Genomic DNA, 16,080 nt, shown 5'->3' with positions numbered 1-16,080 from the left:
CGGATGCCGCGAGCCCGCCGCGAATGTTGACCGTGGAAACATCCGGGTAATCCGCGGGTGTTTGACTGACGTCGCCGATCGGACCGAGAGGGGGCCGCGTGGACATCCATACCGTCACGAGCTTCCGCGTCGCGCGCACGCGCGCCGACCTCGCCCTCGCGCCCGGGGAGGTGTTCCTCGGCGGCGGCACATGGCTCATGAGCGAGCCGCAGCCGGGCACGACCGGCTTCGTCGACCTGACGGCGATGGACTGGCCCGACCTCGAGATCACGACCGACGGACTCCGCGTGGGCGCGACGTGCACGATCGCGCGGTTCGTCGCGTGGGCGCGCGCGGAGGCCCCGGCCGAGTGGCCGGCGGCGGCGGCGATCCCGGATGCGGCGAACGCCCTCCTCGCGAGCTTCAAGATCTGGAACACGGCGACCGTCGGTGGCAACGTGTGCCAGTCGTTCGCGGCGGCAGGTCTCGTGGCGTACTTCACGGGCCTCGACGCGGTCGCCGTGGTGTGGACCGCCGACGGCGGCGAGCGTCGTATTCCGGTTTCGGAATTCGTCACGGGCAACCAGCGGAACGTGCTCGAGCGCGGCGACGTGCTGCGCGCGATCGAGGTGCCCGACCACGCGCTGCGCTCGAGGTTCCTGCTGCGCAAGCTCGCGCTCGCGACGTTCGGACGGTCGGGATCGGCCGTCACCGGGAGGGTCGACGCGGACGGCGGGGCCGTCTTCGGGATCACCGCCGCGACGTGGGCGCCGACCGTGCTGCGCTTTCCGCGGCTGCCGGATGCGGCGGCGCTGCGCGCGGCCGTCGACGCGGCCGACGGCTATTACACCGACCCGCTCGGACCGGCCGACTGGCGCCGCGGAGCGACCGGCGTGCTCGCCGAGCGCATCCGCGCGGCCCTCGCCGAGCCGCCCGCGGCCCCGGCCGACCCCGCGGCGACCGCCCCGGCGGCGGGTGGGGCGCCCGATCCGTTCGTTTCTCAGGACAATCGGACGACGCCCGCGGGCGCGACCGGGGAGAAACGCCCGTCGACCGCCGGCGCCGGTCAAGATCTCCTGAGCAACGAACAGAACGTCACGTTCGCCGTGAACGGGGAGCCCGTGACGGCCGAGCCGCGCGCGGGGCAGGTGCTGCGGACCCTCCTGCGCGAACACGGACACACCGAGGTGAAGAAGGGCTGCGACGCGGGCGACTGCGGCGCGTGCGCGGTGCTGCTCGACGGCGAGCCCGTCCACTCGTGCCTCATCCCCGCCATGCGCGTGGACGGACGCGCCGTGACGACGGCCGCCGGGCTCGCGCCCGCCGAGGCGCTGCATCCGGTGCAGGAGGCGATCGCCGAGGGGTTCGGCTTCCAGTGCGGGTTCTGCACGGCCGGCATGGCCGTGACGGCGTCGACCCTCACCCCCGAGCAGCTCGGCGGCGACGACATGCCGCACCTCGGCCGCGAGATGCGGGGCAACCTGTGTCGCTGCACCGGCTACCGTCCGATCCGCGAGGCCATCCGCGCCTCGGTGCTCGGGCCGGTGCGCGAGACCGGCCCCGCCGCATCCGCGACCGCGTCCCCGTCCGCGCCGGGATGCGGGGCGGAAACCGACCGAGAGCGGGACGCGGTCGATGAGGGCACGGACGCGGGAGTCGGCCGCTCGGTCGTGCCGCCGGCGGCGCGACGGATCGTGCAGGGCCTCGAGCCCTACACCTTCGACGAGCCGGCGCCGGCGGATGCGGCGGGCGCGGCCGCGGGCACGCTGACCCTCCGTGTGCTCGGCTCGCCGCATCCGCACGCGCGCATCGTGTCGATCGACACGGCAGCGGCCGAGGCGATCGCGGGCGTGGTGGCGGTGTTCACGCACGCCGATGCGCCCGACATCCGCTACTCGACCGGGCGGCACCACCACCGCACCGACGACCCCGACGACACGCGCATGCTCGACGACGTCGTGCGCTTCGTCGGTCAGCGCGTCGCGGCGGTCGTCGCCGAGACTCCCGCCGCGGCCGAGGCGGCGTGCCGCGCGATCGCGGTCGAGTATGAGCCCCTGCCGGCCGTGTTCGACCCGGAGGAGGCCCGCACGCCCGGCGCACCGCTGCTGCATCCCGATCGGACGCCGCAGGACCGCGTCGCCGAAGCTCACCGCAACGTCATCGCGTCGCTGCACGAGGAGGTCGGCGGGGATGCGGCGGCCGCCCTGGCCGCGAGCGCCGTGACCGTGTCGGGCGAATGGCGCACGAACCGCGTGTCCCACGCGCAGCTCGAGACGCACGGCGCGCTCGGCTGGCTCGACGCCGACGGCCGGCTCGTGATCCGCGCGAGCACGCAGGTGCCCTTCCTCACGCGCGACGAGCTCGCCCGCATCCTGGACCTCGACCCCGATCGCGTGCGCGTGCACGCCGCGCGCGTGGGCGGCGGGTTCGGCGGCAAGCAGGAGATCTTCGCCGAAGACCTCGTCGCGCTCGCGGTGCTGCGGACGGGCCGCCCGGTCGCGTACGAGTTCTCGCGCACCGACGAGTTCACGCGCACGTCGTTCCGCCACCCGATGCGCGTCAAGGTGGCCCTCGGGGCCGAGCCCGACGGGCGCCTCACGGCGATGCACGTCGACGTGCTGAGCGACACCGGCGCGTACGGCAACCACTCGATCGGCGTGATGTTCCACGGCGTCTCCGAGACGACGCTCGTCTACCGCACCCCGGTGCGCCGGATCGACGCCGAGGTCGTGTACACGAACAACCCGCCGTCGGGCGCCTTCCGCGGCTACGGCCTCGGGCAGGTGCTGCTCGGCATCGAGTCGGCGATGGACCTCCTCGCCGAGAAGCTCGGCATCGATCCGTTCGAGCTGCGCCGGCGCAACGTCGTGCGCGACGGCGATCCGCTGCATCCGGGCGACGACGATCCGCACGAGCAGGACCTCGTGTGGGGGTCGTACGGCCTCGACCAGTGCCTCGATCTCGCACAGCAGGCGCTCCGCCGCGGCAACGGGGTCGAGGCGCCCGCCGGCTGGCGCGTGGGCGAGGGCATGGCGCTCGGCATGATCGCGACGATCGCCCCCCGCGGGCACGTGTCGCACGCGTCGGCGACGCTGCGCCCCGACGGCACGTATCTCCTCCGCACCGGCACCGCCGAGTTCGGCAACGGCACGTCCACCGTGCTTCGCCAGATCGCCGCATCCGACCTCGCCGCCGACTTCGACCGCCTCGAGCTGCGCACCGCCGACACCGATGCGGTCGCACACGACACCGGCGCCTTCGCGTCGACCGGGATCACGGTCGCGGGCAAGGCGCTGCACGCCGCGTGCCTGGCCCTGCGCGCGCGGATGCTGTCGACCGCCCTCGAGCTCGCCGCATCCGCCGACCGCCGAGACACCATCCCCTCGCCGAGCGCCCACGCTGCTGGCGCGGAGACCGTGGTGTCCGGGCGGGGAGATGGTGCCTCGGCGGATGCGGCGGGCCCGCCCGCGGCGGAGCTCACGCGCGAGGGCGTGGTCGTCGCCGGGCGTCTCGTGCCGTTCGCCGACATCGTGCGGGCCGCGGGCGAGGGCGACGCGCTCACCGCGGATGGCGCCGAGTACGGCGACAAGCGCTCGCTCGCGTTCAACGTGCACGCCGTGCGGGTCGCGGTGGACCCCGAGACGGGCGAGGTCGCGGTGCTGCAGTCGGTGCAGTCGGCCGATGCCGGCTTCGTCATGAACCCGGCGCAGGCGCGCGGCCAGGTCGAAGGCGGTGTCGCCCAGGGCATCGGCAGCGCGCTGTACGAGGAGATCTACCTCGAGGACGGGCGCGTGCAGAACCCCGTGTTCCGGCTGTACCGCGTGCCGCAGTTCGCCGACGTGCCCGACACGGAGGTGTACTTCGCCGACACATCCGACACGGTCGGGCCCTTCGGCGCGAAGTCGATGAGCGAGTCGCCGTACAACCCCGTCGCCCCGGCGATCGGCAACGCGATCGCCCGGGCCCTCGGCATCCGCGGCTACGAGCAGCCGTTCTCGCGCGACCGCGTGTGGCGCCTCGCCGCCCCGCTCCGCGACTGAGACCCGGCGCGCGGCCCCGCCCTTGCAGCACCTGCCGCGCGTCGGGAGGAGATCCACGCTCGGGAGGGCGGATGCGGCGAACCGGCCCTCCCGGCGCCCGATCTCCTCCCGACCGGGGGTGAACACCCCGGACGCGCGCGGCGCGGGCCGTAGGGTGGGGGCGTGTCGGATGCGATGATCGGGGCCGCCCTCGGCAAGGCGGTCCGTGCCGCGCGCACCGACCGCGGCCTGTCGATGCGCGCCCTCGCCGCTGCCGCGGAGATCAGCCAGCCGTTCCTCAGCCAGATCGAGTCGGGGCAGACGATGCCGTCGGTCGTGACGCTGTTCCGCCTGGCGAAAGGCCTCGGCATCTCGCCGTCGGAACTGCTCCCCTCCGTCGCCGAGCCCGAGCCGGTCTACCTCACCCGCGCGGCCGACGCGCAGCGCGTGCGCGTCATGGAGACCGACGACCGGGCGACCAGCCGCGTGCTGTCCTCCGGCAGCGCGCGCGGTGCGAACGTGCAGGAGTACCGGCTCGTGGGCCCGTACACGGGCGACTGGTTCGAGTCCGACGGCGAGATCACGTCGTACGTCGTCGAGGGCTCGATCATCGCGACGATCGAGGGTCGCGGCGAGTGGGAGCTCGGTCCGGGCGACGCGCTGTGGCACCCCGGCGCGCTGCGCAACCGGTGGGAGATCCGTGACGACGGCACGGCGACGGTGCTGCTCGTGTACGCCTCCGAGTGACGTTCCCCGCGAAACAGAGCCGTAACCCGATAGCCACGGGCTATCGAAGTTCACTCCGTACGATCGGGGCGTGACCCGCTCCACGCTGCTCGTGCCCGACCTCGTCGTCACGATGGACGACGCCCTGTCCGTGCTGCCGGATGCGGCGGTGCTCGTCACAGGCGACACGATCGCCGCGGTCGGCCGCGCCGCGAAGCTCGCCGCCGCCCACCCCGACGCGGAGCGTGTCGACCTCCCCGACCGGCTCCTCATGCCCGGCCTCATCAACGCGCACCACCACTCCGGCATGCTGCGCGGCACCGCCGAGCACCTGCCGGTGTGGGAGTGGCTGCGCCTGCACATCGACCCGATGCACCGCGTGCTGCGCCCCGACGAGGCGGAGGCGGCCGCGTGGCTCTGCTACGCGGAAGGGCTCCTGTCGGGCACGACGACGGTGGTCGACATGTGGCGGTACATGGACGGCGCCGTGCGCGCCGCATCCGCCCTCGGCAATCGCGTCGTCACCGTCAACTACGTCGGCGCGCACCCCGACTTCGACTACTTCGACACCCTCGACGACAACGAGCGGATGCTGCGGCAGCACACCGGCGCCGCGAACGGCCGCGTGATGCCGTGGGTGGGGCTCGAGCACCCGTTCTACGCCGACGCGGCCGGGCAGAAGCGCGCCATCGCGATGGCGCGCGCGTACGACACCGGGCTGTACACGCACTGCAGCGAGTCGGAGATCGAGCTCGCCGACTTCGCCGAGCGTCACGGCGCGCGCCCCATGTTCGCCCTCGAGGCGCTGGGGTTCTTCGACGCGCCGCGCGCGATGATCGCGCACGCCGTGTGGCTCGACCAGGCCGAGGTCGACCTCATCGCCGCGCGCGGGGTGGGGGTGTCGCACAACCCGGTGTCGAACATGAAGCTCGCGAGCGGCATGGCGCCCGTGGCCGAGATGCTCGCCGCCGGCGTGAACGTCGGCCTCGGCACCGACGGCGAGAAGGAGAACAACAACCTCGACATGTTCGAGGAGATGAAGGTCGCGTCGCTCCTGGGCAAGCTGCGCAAGATGGACGCGGCCGCGATGGACTCGTGGGACGTGCTGCGCATGGCGACCCGCGGCGGTGCCGCCGCGATCGGGCGCGGCGACGAGCTCGGCGCCATCACGGCGGGACGCAAGGCCGACCTCGTCGCGGTGCGCACCGACACCCCGCGCATGACGCCGCTGCTGCCGGCGGGCGACTACGCGAACATCCACCACAACCTCGTGCACGCGGTACGCGGCTCCGACGTCGACCTGACCATGGTCGACGGCGACGTTGTCGTGCGCGACGGCCGGCTCGTCAATGCCGACCTCGCCGAGCTGATCGACCGCGTCCGCTCGCTCGTGCCGGGCCTGTTCGAGCGCCGCAGCGCGTGGCTCGCCCGCCAGGACGATCCGGCCGGCCTCTTCCACGGCTGATCGTCTGCGGCCGCCCCCTGCCACCCCGCGCCGTTCGTTTCTCCGCAGAGTTCGGCGGTGACCGGGGCGCAGCCCGCGGGATTGCGCGGATGCGGCGGACCGCCGCATCCGCATCTCCTGAGGAACGAGCGGATGAGCCGCCGCACCGGATGAGCGAAGGTGGGACGCGACGGCGGCAAGGGCTGTAACGCGATCGACATGTGATAGCCACGAGCAATCAATGATTGCTTCGTAGCATCGGCTGCGTGATCACGATCTCCGAGCACCCGCTGCGCGACCGGGTGCGGGCGTTCCTCGCCGACGACCCCGGCCGCCTCCTCATCGGCGGACGGTGGACGGATGCGGCGGGCGGCGAGCGGTTCGTGACGCTCGACCCCGCGACCGGCCGACCGCTCGCCGAGGTCGCCCGCGGTCGCGCAGAGGACGTCGCGGCGGCCGTCGCCGCCGCGCGCACCGCGCTCGCAGGCGAGTGGGGCCGGATGCGGCCCGCCGACCGTGGCGCGCTGCTGTGGCGTATCGCCGACCTCATGCAGGAGCACCTCGACGACCTCGCCGAGCTCGAGACCCTCGACCAGGGGAAGAGCCTGCGCACGTCCCGGTTCGGCGAGGTGCCGGCCGCCATCAACCAGTTCCGCTACTACGCGGGCTGGCCGACGAAGATCCTCGGCGAGACCATCCCGACCTCCCTCAGCCGTACGCCTCCCGGCAAGGAGGTGTTCGCCTACACGCGGCGCGAGCCGGTGGGCGTGGTCGCCGCGATCGTGCCATGGAACTCGCCGCTCATCATGACCGCGATGAAGCTCGCGCCCGCCCTCGCCGCGGGCTGCACGATCGTGCTGAAGCCGGCCGAGAACACCCCGCTCACCGCGCTCTACCTCGCGCGGCTGCTGCAGGAGGCGGGCGTGCCCGACGGCGTCGTCAACGTCGTCACGGGCTACGGCGGCGAGGCCGGCCAGGCGCTGGCGGATGCTGCGGGCGTCGACAAGCTCGCGTTCACCGGCTCCACCGCGGTCGGCAAGCGGCTCGTGGCCGCCGCATCCGGCAGCCTCAAGCGCCTCACGCTCGAGCTCGGCGGGAAGTCGCCCGCGCTCGTCATGCCCGACGCCGACCTCGACGCGACGATCGAGGGCATCTCGCGCGGCATCTTCGACAACGGCGGCCAGGTGTGCGTCGCGAGCGCGCGGGTCTACGCGCACCGCGACGTGTACCACCACGTCGTCGACGGCATGGCCGCGTTCGGGGAGCGGCTGCGGCTCGGGCACGGCCTCGACGCCGCATCCGATCTGGGTCCGCTCGTGAGCGAGGTGCAGGCGCAGCGCGTCGCGGGGTACATCGACGAGGGGCGCGCGGAGGGCGCGACGGTCGTCACCGGCGGCGAGCGCGGCGGACCCGCGGGCACGTTCTACACCCCGACCGTCGTCACCGACGTGCGCGCCGACATGCGGCTCATGCGCGAGGAGATCTTCGGACCCGTCGCGGTCGTCACCCCGTTCGACGACGTCGACGAGGTGGTCGGGTGGGCGAACGACTCCCCCTACGGCCTCGCGGCGAGCGTGTGGACCGAAGGCCTCAGCGACGCGCACCGCATCGCGGCGCGCCTGCAGGCCGGCACGGTGTGGGTGAACTGCCACTCCTTCCTCGGCCCCGAGCTGCCCAAGGGCGGCCACAAGGAGTCGGGCTGGGGCTACGAGAACGGGCCGCAGGGCCTGGAGAACTACCTGGAGACCAAGACCGTGGTGATGGTGATCTGATGGCGAAGCGCATCGCGCTGGGCGTGTTCGAGATGATGAACCCCAGCAACGGCATGCCGACGTGGACCGACCCGCGCGGCCGAGGCGACGACTGGGATCGGCTCGATTACTGGGTGGACCTCGCGCGGACGCTGGATTCCGCCGGGTTCGACTTCCTCTTCTTCGCCGACACCTACGGGTACGCGACGCTCGACGGCGCGATGCCCGAGGAGGTCGCGGCCCACGGCATCCAATTCCCCGCGCTCGACCCGATGCTCGCGATCGCCGCGCTCGCGCGGGAGACCGCGCGACTCGGCTTCGTCGTCACCTCGCCGACCACCGTGGAGAAGCCGTACGGCACCGCGCGTCGGTTCGCGACGCTCGACCGCCTGACGGGCGGCCGCATCGGCTGGAACGTCGTGACCGGCAGCTCGCAGGCGACCACCGACGAGCTGTTCGGCGTCACGGCGCAGCTCACGCACGACCAGCGCTACGACGCCGCCGATGACTTCCTCGACACGTGCCTCCGGCACTGGGAGCACAGCTGGGAGGACGACGCCGAGGTGCGCGACCGCGGTCGGGGCGTGTACGCCGACCCCGCGAAGCTGCACCGCGTCGAGGTGGACGGGACGTATCAGCGCTCGCGCGGGATCTTCGCCGTGCCGCCGACGCCGCAGCGGACGCCGATGCTGTTCCAGGCCGGCACGTCCGATCGCGGCCGGGCGTACGCCGCCCGCAACGCCGAGGCCGTGTTCATCCAGGGGCAGTCGATCGCCTCGGCCGCCGCGCACGTCGCCGACATCCGCGAGCAGGCGGTCCGGCACGGTCGCCGCCCCGAGGACGTCAAGGTCATCACGGGCATGACCGTGACGGTCGCCCCGACGCGCGCGGAGGCGCTCGCCCTGCGCGCGGAGTACGAGGCGCTGCTCGCGCGGGCCGACGCCGCCGTCATGTTCGCGGGCATCACGGGGCTCGACCTCACGGGGCTCGACCCCGATACGCGCGTCGTCGACCTGCACACCGACCTCGGGCAGACGCTCGTGCAGCGCTACGCACGGCAGAACCCCGACATGAAGGTCGGCGAGATCCTCGATCAGTTCCGCACGAAGGCGATCCGCGGCTTCCAGATCACCGGCGCACCCGAGGAGGTCGCCGACGAGATCGAGGCGATCGTCGACGGCTCCGGCATCGACGGCGTCATGCTCGAGCCCACCTTCGGCGGGCCCGACGCGTACCGCGCGTTCGTCGAGCTCGTGCTGCCGATCCTCGTCGCGCGTGGCCGGGCCGCGGCGCCCGGCGGCACGACGCTGCGCGAGCACCTCACCGGCACGCCCCGGCTCGCCCCCACCCACCGTGCGCACGCGCTGCGCGCATCCGAGCCCGCGGCGGCCGCCGCATCCGCCTGACCCCCCGGTCGCTCGCCCCGGGTCCGGGGCGCGATGCACGCACGCGGGGCGCACACGTGACGCCCCGACCGCGCATCCCGCGCCCCGGACCGGATGCGGCGGGGTCACCCACCACCCGAAGGAGACCATCCACATGAGAGCCGATGCCGTCGAGGCGGTGCTGCGCGGGCTGAAGCGGGCCGGTGTGAGCGTCGCGACCTACCTGCCCGACTCGCTGCTGAAGGAACTGTACCCGGCGCTCGACGCGGACGACGACATCCGCACCATCCCGGTGACGAACGAGGGCGAGGGCGCCGCGATCGCGGGCGGCGTGTTCCTCTCCGGCAAGCGCGCCGTGCTCGTGATGGAGAATTCAGGTCTGCGCGCCGCGACGGAGCACCTCGCACGGATGGGCCTCGGCGCCGGCATCCCGGTCGTGATGATCATGAGCTACCGGGGCGAGATGGGCGAGAACAACTGGTGGGCGATCCCCCACGGCATCACGATGGAGCCGCTCCTGCAGGCCCTGCGCACGCCGTACACGATCGTGCGCGACGTCGACGAGATCGAGACCGCGATCGTCCGCGCCTACGAGACCGCCTATGCGTCGTACTACCACGCCGCGATCGTCCTCGGAGGAGATCTGGTCCGATGAGCTACTCCCGATTCGAAGCCATGAAGCTGCTCGGCGCGCGCCTGCGCGACGAGCTCGTCATCCTCTCCCTCGGCGGCGCCGTCGACGAGTGGTACAACGCTGCCCCCCACATGCGCGACGCGTCGCTGTTCCAGCAGCAGCTCGGGTGCGTCACGCCGGAGGCGTTCGGCCTCGCCGTCGGCCTCCCCCACCGGCGCATCGTGTCGCTCGACACCGACGGCGGACTGCTGTTCAACCTCGGCATCCTCGCGACCCTCGGCAACGAACGGCCGGAGAACCTCTTCGTCGTGGTGTGGGACAACGAGCAGTACCAGTCGATCGGCGGCCCCGCCACGCACACGGCGAAGGGCCGCGTCGATCTCGCCGCGATCGCCCGCGGCGCGGGCGTGGACAAGGCGTTCACGGCCGAGACGCTCGACGAGTTCGACGCCCACTGCGCGGCCGGGCTCGCCGCATCCGAGCCCTACCTCGTGGTCGCGAAGACGGACGGCATCCTCGAGCCGGGGATCACGCGCAAGCACTCCGACGGGCGCGAGGACAAGTACATCTTCGTGCGCCACGTCGAGGAGACCGAGGGCATCACGATCATGGGCCCGAGCGAGCACAACTGATGCCGCCGATCCGGTCCCTGAGCCTGTCGAAGGGCCTGGCGCCCGAGTACGACGCGATCGTCGTCGGCGCGGGAGCGGCCGGATGCGTCGTGGCCGCGCGCCTCTCGGAAGACCCCGCGATGCGCGTGCTCCTCGTCGAAGCCGGACCCGACGGGCGCGCCGATCCGGCGATCGACGATGCCGCGCACTGGGACCGCCTCCTCGGCGGCGCGTACGACTATGCCTACCGGTCCGAACCCGCCGACGCCGTGCTCGGCCGCTCGCTCGCCATGCCGCGCGGGCGCGTGCTCGGCGGCTCGTCGTCGACGAACGCGATGCTCTGGTATCGCGGGCATCCGGCCGACTACGACGCGTGGGCGGATGCGGGCGCCACCGGCTGGGGCTATGCCGACCTGCTCCCGTTCTTCCGCCGGTCGGAGGCGCGCGCCGGGGGCGACCCCGAGCACCGCGGCGCGGACGGGCCGATGCGCGTGGCGCCGCTCGCGCGCGTGCACCCGATCGCGCACGCGCTGCTGGATGCGGCGGCCGAGCGCGGCCTCCCCGTGCTCGACGACGCCAACGCCGGCGCGAACGAGGGCGCCGTCTACGCCGACTACAACACCGTCGAGACTCCCGCCGGCTTCGAGCGGTGGTCGGTCGTGCGCGCGTACCTCGAGCCGGCGCTCGCGCGCGCGAACCTCGACGTGCTCGTCGGCAGCCGTGTGCACGGCGTCGTGCTCGAGGGCACGGCGGTCCGCGGCATCCGGCACGTCGTCGACGGCGCGCTCGTCGAGACGCGGGCGACCAGGACGATCCTGTGCGCGGGCGCGATCGACACGCCCCGGCTGCTGCAGCTGTCGGGCATCGGCGACCGGGCGCGCCTGTCGGCCGCCGGCATCCGGGTCCGGCACGACCTGCCGGGCGTCGGCGAGAACTTCCAGGACCACCCGCTGATCCTCGGCATGAACTTCCGCGCCCGCGCCGACCTCGGGCCCGTGATCGGCAACGGCGGGGGCACGATGGTGAACTGGCGCAGCTCGCACGCCCGAGGCCGCCCCGACCTGCACGCCGTCATCGCGCACGGCTCGCGGGGCGACGACGTACTCCACGCCGCGCACGACCTCTCCGGCGAGCGCGTCTTCGCGATCGTGCCCGGCCTGTACCACTCGCGCAGCGTCGGGTGGGTGCGCGTGCGGTCGGCGGATCCGGATGCGGCGCCCGAGATCCAGCCGAACTATCTCGCCGATCCGGCGGATCTGGCCGCGTTGGTCGACGCCGTCGACGCCGTACAGGCTCTGGTCGACGTATCCGCGTACGCCGACCTCGCCGAGGGGCCGATCACCCCGGCGGCGGGGCTGTCGCGCGCCCAGAAGGAGCGGTTCGTCCGCGAGAACGTCGGCACGTTCTTCCACTGCTCGGGCACCGCCCGCATCGGCACCGACGAGCTCGCGGTGGTCGACCCGGCGCTGCGCGTGCGCGGCCTCGACGGCCTCTGGGTGGCCGATGCATCCGTCATGCCCGCGATCCCCACGAGCAACACGCAGGCCCCCACGATCGCGATCGCCGAACGCGCCGCCGAGCTGCTCCGCGCCTGACCGCGCGGCGCCCCGCCGTTGTGGTCGGGCTCGGGAGGAGATCCGGCGTCGGGAGGGCGGATGCGGCGGATCGCCCCTCCCGAGGCGGGATCCCCTCCCGAACCGCACGGGGCCGGCCGGCCCGGCAAGGCCGCGCGGCATCGGGTAGCGTGCGCGTGTGGACACCCCGACCAATACCCTCGTACACCCCGCCGTCGCGCTCGCGATCGGCGCCGGCAGCGTGCTCGTCGGCTTCCTGCCGTGGCTCGTCACGGGCATGCGGCTGCCGTTGCAGAACCTGTGGGCCGAGGGCACGCCGCCCGACGCGATGCCGGTCGCGCTGCTGCCCTTCAGCCAGTACGCGCTGACGGCGATCGCGGGCATCCTCGTCATGTCGGCGGTGCCCGCCGGCCTGGCACTGCGGATGCTGCCTCCACGCGCGCCCCGATTCGGGCTGCTGCTCGCCCTCGCCGTGATCGTCGTGCTGCAGGTGGTCGCGGTCGCGCAGACGGCCGCGGTCGTCTCGGGCGGACTCCGCGCGGACGGCCGGGTACGGCTGTACGTCGCCGGTCTCGTGGCGGTGTGCGTGCTCGCGATCGCGGTCGGCGCGGCGTGCGCCGCGCTGTACGCCAAGGCGCCGGCCGCCGGCGCGATCGCGGCCTCCGCCTTCGCGGGCATCGCGCTGTCGTGGTGGGTGTCGTCGCTGTTCGGCGTCCTCGGCGTGTGGTCCGCGCCGGACTGGGTGCTACCGCTGCTGCGATGGGTCGCGCCGGTCGCGATCGGGGCGGCGATCGCGTGGTGGGGCGTCGCATCCGCCGGCCGGGCTGCGGCCGCCGTGTTCGCGCTGCTGATGCTGTGGCTCGTGCCCGGGGTCGTCACAGGTGTCGTGAACGCCGTGGGCACGCGCGTGCTCGCGAACGACCCCGCCGCGATGCTCGACTACGGGTTCGGCGTCATGCGTCAGGCGCTGTTCGTGCCCGAGTTCGTGCTCCCGCCGCTCGCCGTGGCCGTCGCGGTCGCGGTCGTCGGCTCGATCCTCCGCATGGTCGTGCGGCGCACGCGCGCCCACGCGCCGGCCCGCAGCGTCTGACCCCGTCGGGCTCCGGCGCGCCTCGGGAGGAGATCCGGCCCCGGGAGGGCGGACGCGGCGGATCGCCCCTCCCGAAGCGGGATCCCCTCCGGAGCCCGCGCGCTTGGCGCACCCCGCGCACGGCGCACCGCGCGGCGTCAGGCCTCCAGCAGCGCGCCCAGGGCGAGGAACGCGGCGCGGAACTCCGCACGCAGGCGTGCCTTCTCGGCGTCGGAGCAGAACGCCATGTCGATGCCGGCGAGGGCGATGCGCTTCGCCGCCTCCGCGTCGAGACCGAGCGCCGGGAGGCCCTCGCGGTACTCGCGGCCGAGGTCGGTGCGGAAGAACAGCGCGTCGTCCGTCGAGACCGAGATCGGAAGCCCCGCGTCGACCATGGCCCGGATGCGGTGGCCTTCGTCGAGCGTCCATCCCGAGCAGATCGTGGTCGACCACGGCGTGGTCGCGAAGCCGATGCCGCGCTCCTGCGCGAGGGCGAGCACGGCGGGGTCGTCGACGACGCGGTAGCCGTGGTCGATGCGGTCGCAGCCGAGCACTTCGATCGCCGCCCGGACGTTCTCGGGGCTCGCCGACGGCGTCTCCCCCACGTGCGCGGTCCGCATCAGTCCGTGCTCGCCAGCCAGAGCGTACGCCTCGGCGAAGCGCAGCGGGTCCTCGGTGTTCTCCGGCGTCAGGTCGTCCTGGCCGATGCCGACGACCTCGGGCCGCGGGTGCGCGATCATCTCGCGCACGAGCGCGACGGCCGACTCCGGCGACTCGCGCCGGTTGATCGCCACGACCACGCGGAAGCCGACCCCGAAGTCGCGCTCAGCCCGCGCCAACCCCGCGATCACGGCGTCGATGACGTCGGTGTACGACAGCGGGACCGCGTGATGCGCGAAGTACTGCGGGTTGACGTAGTACTCGCGGTAGCGCAGGTTGCCGTCGCGCACCGCGTCCTCGACGCCCTCCCACGCCACGCGCGCGATGTCGTCGGGGGTGCGCAGCACTTCGTGCGCGACGCGCCAGCCCCGCAGGAAGTCGACGAGATCGGCGAAGTCGAACAGCCGCTCGGCGTCGTCGGTCCACAGCTCGACGCCGTAGCGCCCGGCGAGCTCCTGCAGGGTCGTCGCCCGCATCGTCGAGGTGAGGTGGCAGTGCAGCTCGGTCTTCGGCAGCAGCTGCAGGTAGTCGGGCAGCGTGATCATGCGTCCTCCTCGCCCAGGCGCATCGGTGTGCCCTGCTTCACGACGACGAGACGGTACGGCGCGCCCGTCGCCGACCACCAGCGGTGCGCCACGCCGCCGGCGTAGTACGCCGAATCGCCCGCGCGCAGCTGCTCGCACGCGCCGTCGAGCTCGAACACGACCTCGCCCTCGAGCACGTACGCGAACTCGTCCTCGCCGTGCACGAACGTCTCGCCGGGCTCGGTGTTCGTCCCCTCCATCTCGAGCGGATGCAGCGGCCGCTCGCCGTGCACGAGCATCCGGGCCGCGCCCGACGCGAACGTCGCGTCCAGCGGCCGCTCGCCGCGGCGGTGCACCTCGACCGGCACGGCGTCGGCGGCCGGCGCATCCGAGGCTCCGATGAGCTCGATCGGGCTCGTCTGCAGCGCCACGGCGATGCGCCGCAGCGACGAAAGGCTCGGCTGCGCGAGCCCGCGCTCGAGCTGACTGAGAAACGGGTGCGACAGCGCCGTCGCCTCGGCGAGCTGCACGAGCGTGAGGCCACGCGCGTGGCGGACGCGCCGGATGTAGGCGCCGAGCCGCTGGTTCGCGGCGACCTCGTCGCCCGCCGCCGCGTCGGCAGCCGCGGCGCCGGGGGTGGAGGTGGCGGGCGTCATGGTCGTCAGTTCGCGAGCGCCACGCCCTGGGCTGCGGCGTAGTCGCGCACGGCGGCGATGTACGCGTCCTTCCGCGACGGGGTCAGCCATGACACCTCGAACGAGTTGACCGCGAGCTGCGCGAGATCGGCGGGCCCGAGCCCGGCCTGCTCGGCGAGTGCGACGTAGTTCTCCGCGACGTACGCGCCGAAGTAGGCGGGGTCGTCGGAGTTCACGGTCACGCGGACGCCCTCGCGCAGGAGCCCCACGATCTCGTCGGACTTCATCTGCTCGGTCACGAACGAGTTCGACACCGGGCACGTCGTGAAGCCGAGCCCGCGCTCCTTCGCCAGCGCGACGAGCGACGGGTCCTCCACGATGTTCGTGCCGTGGTCGATCCGGTCGACCCCGATCTCCTCGATCACGGCGCGGATGTTCTCGATCGAGCCGACCTGGTCGATGTCGCAGTGCATCGTGAGGAAGAAGCCCTCGGCCTTCGCGCGGGCGAACACGGCGGTGAACTTCGTCGGCGGGTTGTCGCGCTCGTCGGAGTCGAGGCCGACGCCGAGGATCCACTGCCTGTACGGCAGCGCCTCCATGAGCGTCGCCATCGCGTAGTCGGCGCCGAGGTCGCGCAGGAAGCACAGGATGAGCTCGGCGGAGATGCCCAGTTCGTCCCGCGCGCGCACCGCCGCGCGGCGGTAGCCGGTGATGACGTTCTCGAACGGCACGCCGCGGCTCGTGTGCGCCTGCGGGTCGAAGAACATCTCGGCGTGCACGACGCCCTGTTCCTTCGCCTTCTGCAGGTACGCCCACGCCAGGTCGTGGAAGTCGTCGGCGGTCTGCAGCACGCGCATCGCGGGGTAGTACACCGCGAGGAAGCTCGTGAGGTCGGTGAAGTCGTACGTCGCCTTCACCTCGTCGACCGTCTTCTCGGGGAGCTCGATGCCGTTGCGCGCCGCGAGCGCGAACTTCAGCTCGGGCTCGAGCGTGCCCTCGAGGTGCAGGTGCAGCTCGGCCTTGGGGAGGCCGAAGGCGAAGGCGGCGAGGTCGGTCATGGGGTCCCTTC

At 73.1% G+C, this 16,080-nt stretch carries 12 protein-coding genes; 9 read left to right on the top strand and 3 right to left on the bottom strand.

All coding sequences use genetic code 11. The features are described from left to right. Nucleotides 1-98 precede the first annotated feature (98 nt). From EI169_RS00895 to EI169_RS00855, 9 genes are all read left to right on the top strand, one after another. Nucleotides 99-4,019, top strand: coding sequence for a molybdopterin cofactor-binding domain-containing protein (locus EI169_RS00895; protein WP_125130130.1), 3,921 nt, complete (start codon nt 99-101; stop codon nt 4,017-4,019). A 162-nt stretch (nt 4,020-4,181) separates the two neighbouring features. Next, nucleotides 4,182-4,745 (top strand): helix-turn-helix domain-containing protein, encoded by a 564-nt coding sequence (locus EI169_RS00890; protein WP_125130128.1) that lies wholly within the window; start codon nt 4,182-4,184, stop codon nt 4,743-4,745. 70 nt (nt 4,746-4,815) lie between these two features. Then, nucleotides 4,816-6,189, top strand: a complete 1,374-nt coding sequence (locus tag EI169_RS00885; RefSeq protein WP_125130127.1) for an amidohydrolase — start codon at nt 4,816-4,818, stop codon at nt 6,187-6,189. A gap of 245 nt (nt 6,190-6,434) precedes the next feature. Beyond that, nucleotides 6,435-7,940, top strand: a complete 1,506-nt coding sequence (locus tag EI169_RS00880) for an aldehyde dehydrogenase family protein (protein WP_276312904.1) — start codon at nt 6,435-6,437, stop codon at nt 7,938-7,940. Beyond that, entirely contained in the window at nt 7,940-9,325 is a 1,386-nt protein-coding gene (locus EI169_RS00875; RefSeq protein ID WP_125130125.1) for an NtaA/DmoA family FMN-dependent monooxygenase, read from the top strand. Before EI169_RS00880 ends, EI169_RS00875 begins: the two co-directional genes overlap by 1 nt. A 133-nt stretch (nt 9,326-9,458) precedes the next feature. Then, entirely contained in the window at nt 9,459-9,959 is a 501-nt protein-coding gene (locus EI169_RS00870; RefSeq protein ID WP_125130123.1) for a thiamine pyrophosphate-binding protein, read from the top strand. Continuing rightward, a complete protein-coding gene (locus EI169_RS00865; RefSeq protein WP_125130121.1) occupies nt 9,956-10,570 on the top strand; it encodes a thiamine pyrophosphate-dependent enzyme in 615 nt (204 codons plus the stop codon). Before EI169_RS00870 ends, EI169_RS00865 begins: the two co-directional genes overlap by 4 nt. Beyond that, nucleotides 10,570-12,144 (top strand): GMC family oxidoreductase N-terminal domain-containing protein, encoded by a 1,575-nt coding sequence (locus EI169_RS00860; protein WP_125130119.1) that lies wholly within the window; start codon nt 10,570-10,572, stop codon nt 12,142-12,144. The genes EI169_RS00865 and EI169_RS00860 overlap by 1 nt, the downstream gene beginning before the upstream one ends. A gap of 157 nt (nt 12,145-12,301) precedes the next feature. Beyond that, nucleotides 12,302-13,213, top strand: a complete 912-nt coding sequence (locus tag EI169_RS00855) for a hypothetical protein (RefSeq protein WP_125130117.1) — start codon at nt 12,302-12,304, stop codon at nt 13,211-13,213. Between the two features lie 137 nt (nt 13,214-13,350). Here EI169_RS00855 and add (EI169_RS00850) read toward each other — a convergent pair whose 3' ends face one another. Genes add (EI169_RS00850) through add (EI169_RS00840) form a run of 3 tightly spaced genes read right to left on the bottom strand, consistent with a single transcriptional unit; the run spans nt 13,351 to nt 16,069 of the window. Next, nucleotides 13,351-14,397 carry an adenosine deaminase gene (gene add, locus EI169_RS00850; protein WP_125130115.1) on the bottom strand — a complete coding sequence of 349 codons (1,047 nt, stop codon included), beginning with the start codon at nt 14,395-14,397 and terminating at the stop codon, nt 13,351-13,353. Further along, complete coding sequence (locus tag EI169_RS00845; protein ID WP_125130113.1) at nt 14,394-15,032, bottom strand: XRE family transcriptional regulator; 639 nt, start codon at nt 15,030-15,032, stop codon at nt 14,394-14,396. Before EI169_RS00845 ends, add (EI169_RS00850) begins: the two co-directional genes overlap by 4 nt. A 5-nt stretch (nt 15,033-15,037) precedes the next feature. Continuing rightward, nucleotides 15,038-16,069, bottom strand: a complete 1,032-nt coding sequence (add, locus tag EI169_RS00840) for an adenosine deaminase (protein ID WP_125130111.1) — start codon at nt 16,067-16,069, stop codon at nt 15,038-15,040. Between the last annotated feature and the right edge of the window lie 11 nt (nt 16,070-16,080).

Source organism: Microbacterium sp. 10M-3C3, from assembly GCF_003931875.1.
GTDB lineage: Bacteria > Actinomycetota > Actinomycetes > Actinomycetales > Microbacteriaceae > Microbacterium.
This window is presented reverse-complemented; position numbering and strand designations above follow the sequence as displayed.

Bases quoted from the DNA above. Each gene is read 5' to 3' on its own strand.
- EI169_RS00875 (WP_125130125.1), top strand. From the start codon at position 7,940: ATGGCGAAGCGCATCGCGCTGGGCGTGTTCGAGATGATGAACCCCAGC.
- EI169_RS00870 (WP_125130123.1), top strand. From the start codon at position 9,459: ATGAGAGCCGATGCCGTCGAGGCGGTGCTGCGCGGGCTGAAGCGGGCC.
- EI169_RS00865 (WP_125130121.1), top strand. From the start codon at position 9,956: ATGAGCTACTCCCGATTCGAAGCCATGAAGCTGCTCGGCGCGCGCCTG.
- EI169_RS00860 (WP_125130119.1), top strand. From the start codon at position 10,570: ATGCCGCCGATCCGGTCCCTGAGCCTGTCGAAGGGCCTGGCGCCCGAG.
- add (WP_125130115.1), bottom strand. From the start codon at position 14,397: ATGATCACGCTGCCCGACTACCTGCAGCTGCTGCCGAAGACCGAGCTG.
- EI169_RS00845 (WP_125130113.1), bottom strand. From the start codon at position 15,032: ATGACGCCCGCCACCTCCACCCCCGGCGCCGCGGCTGCCGACGCGGCG.
- add (WP_125130111.1), bottom strand. From the start codon at position 16,069: ATGACCGACCTCGCCGCCTTCGCCTTCGGCCTCCCCAAGGCCGAGCTG.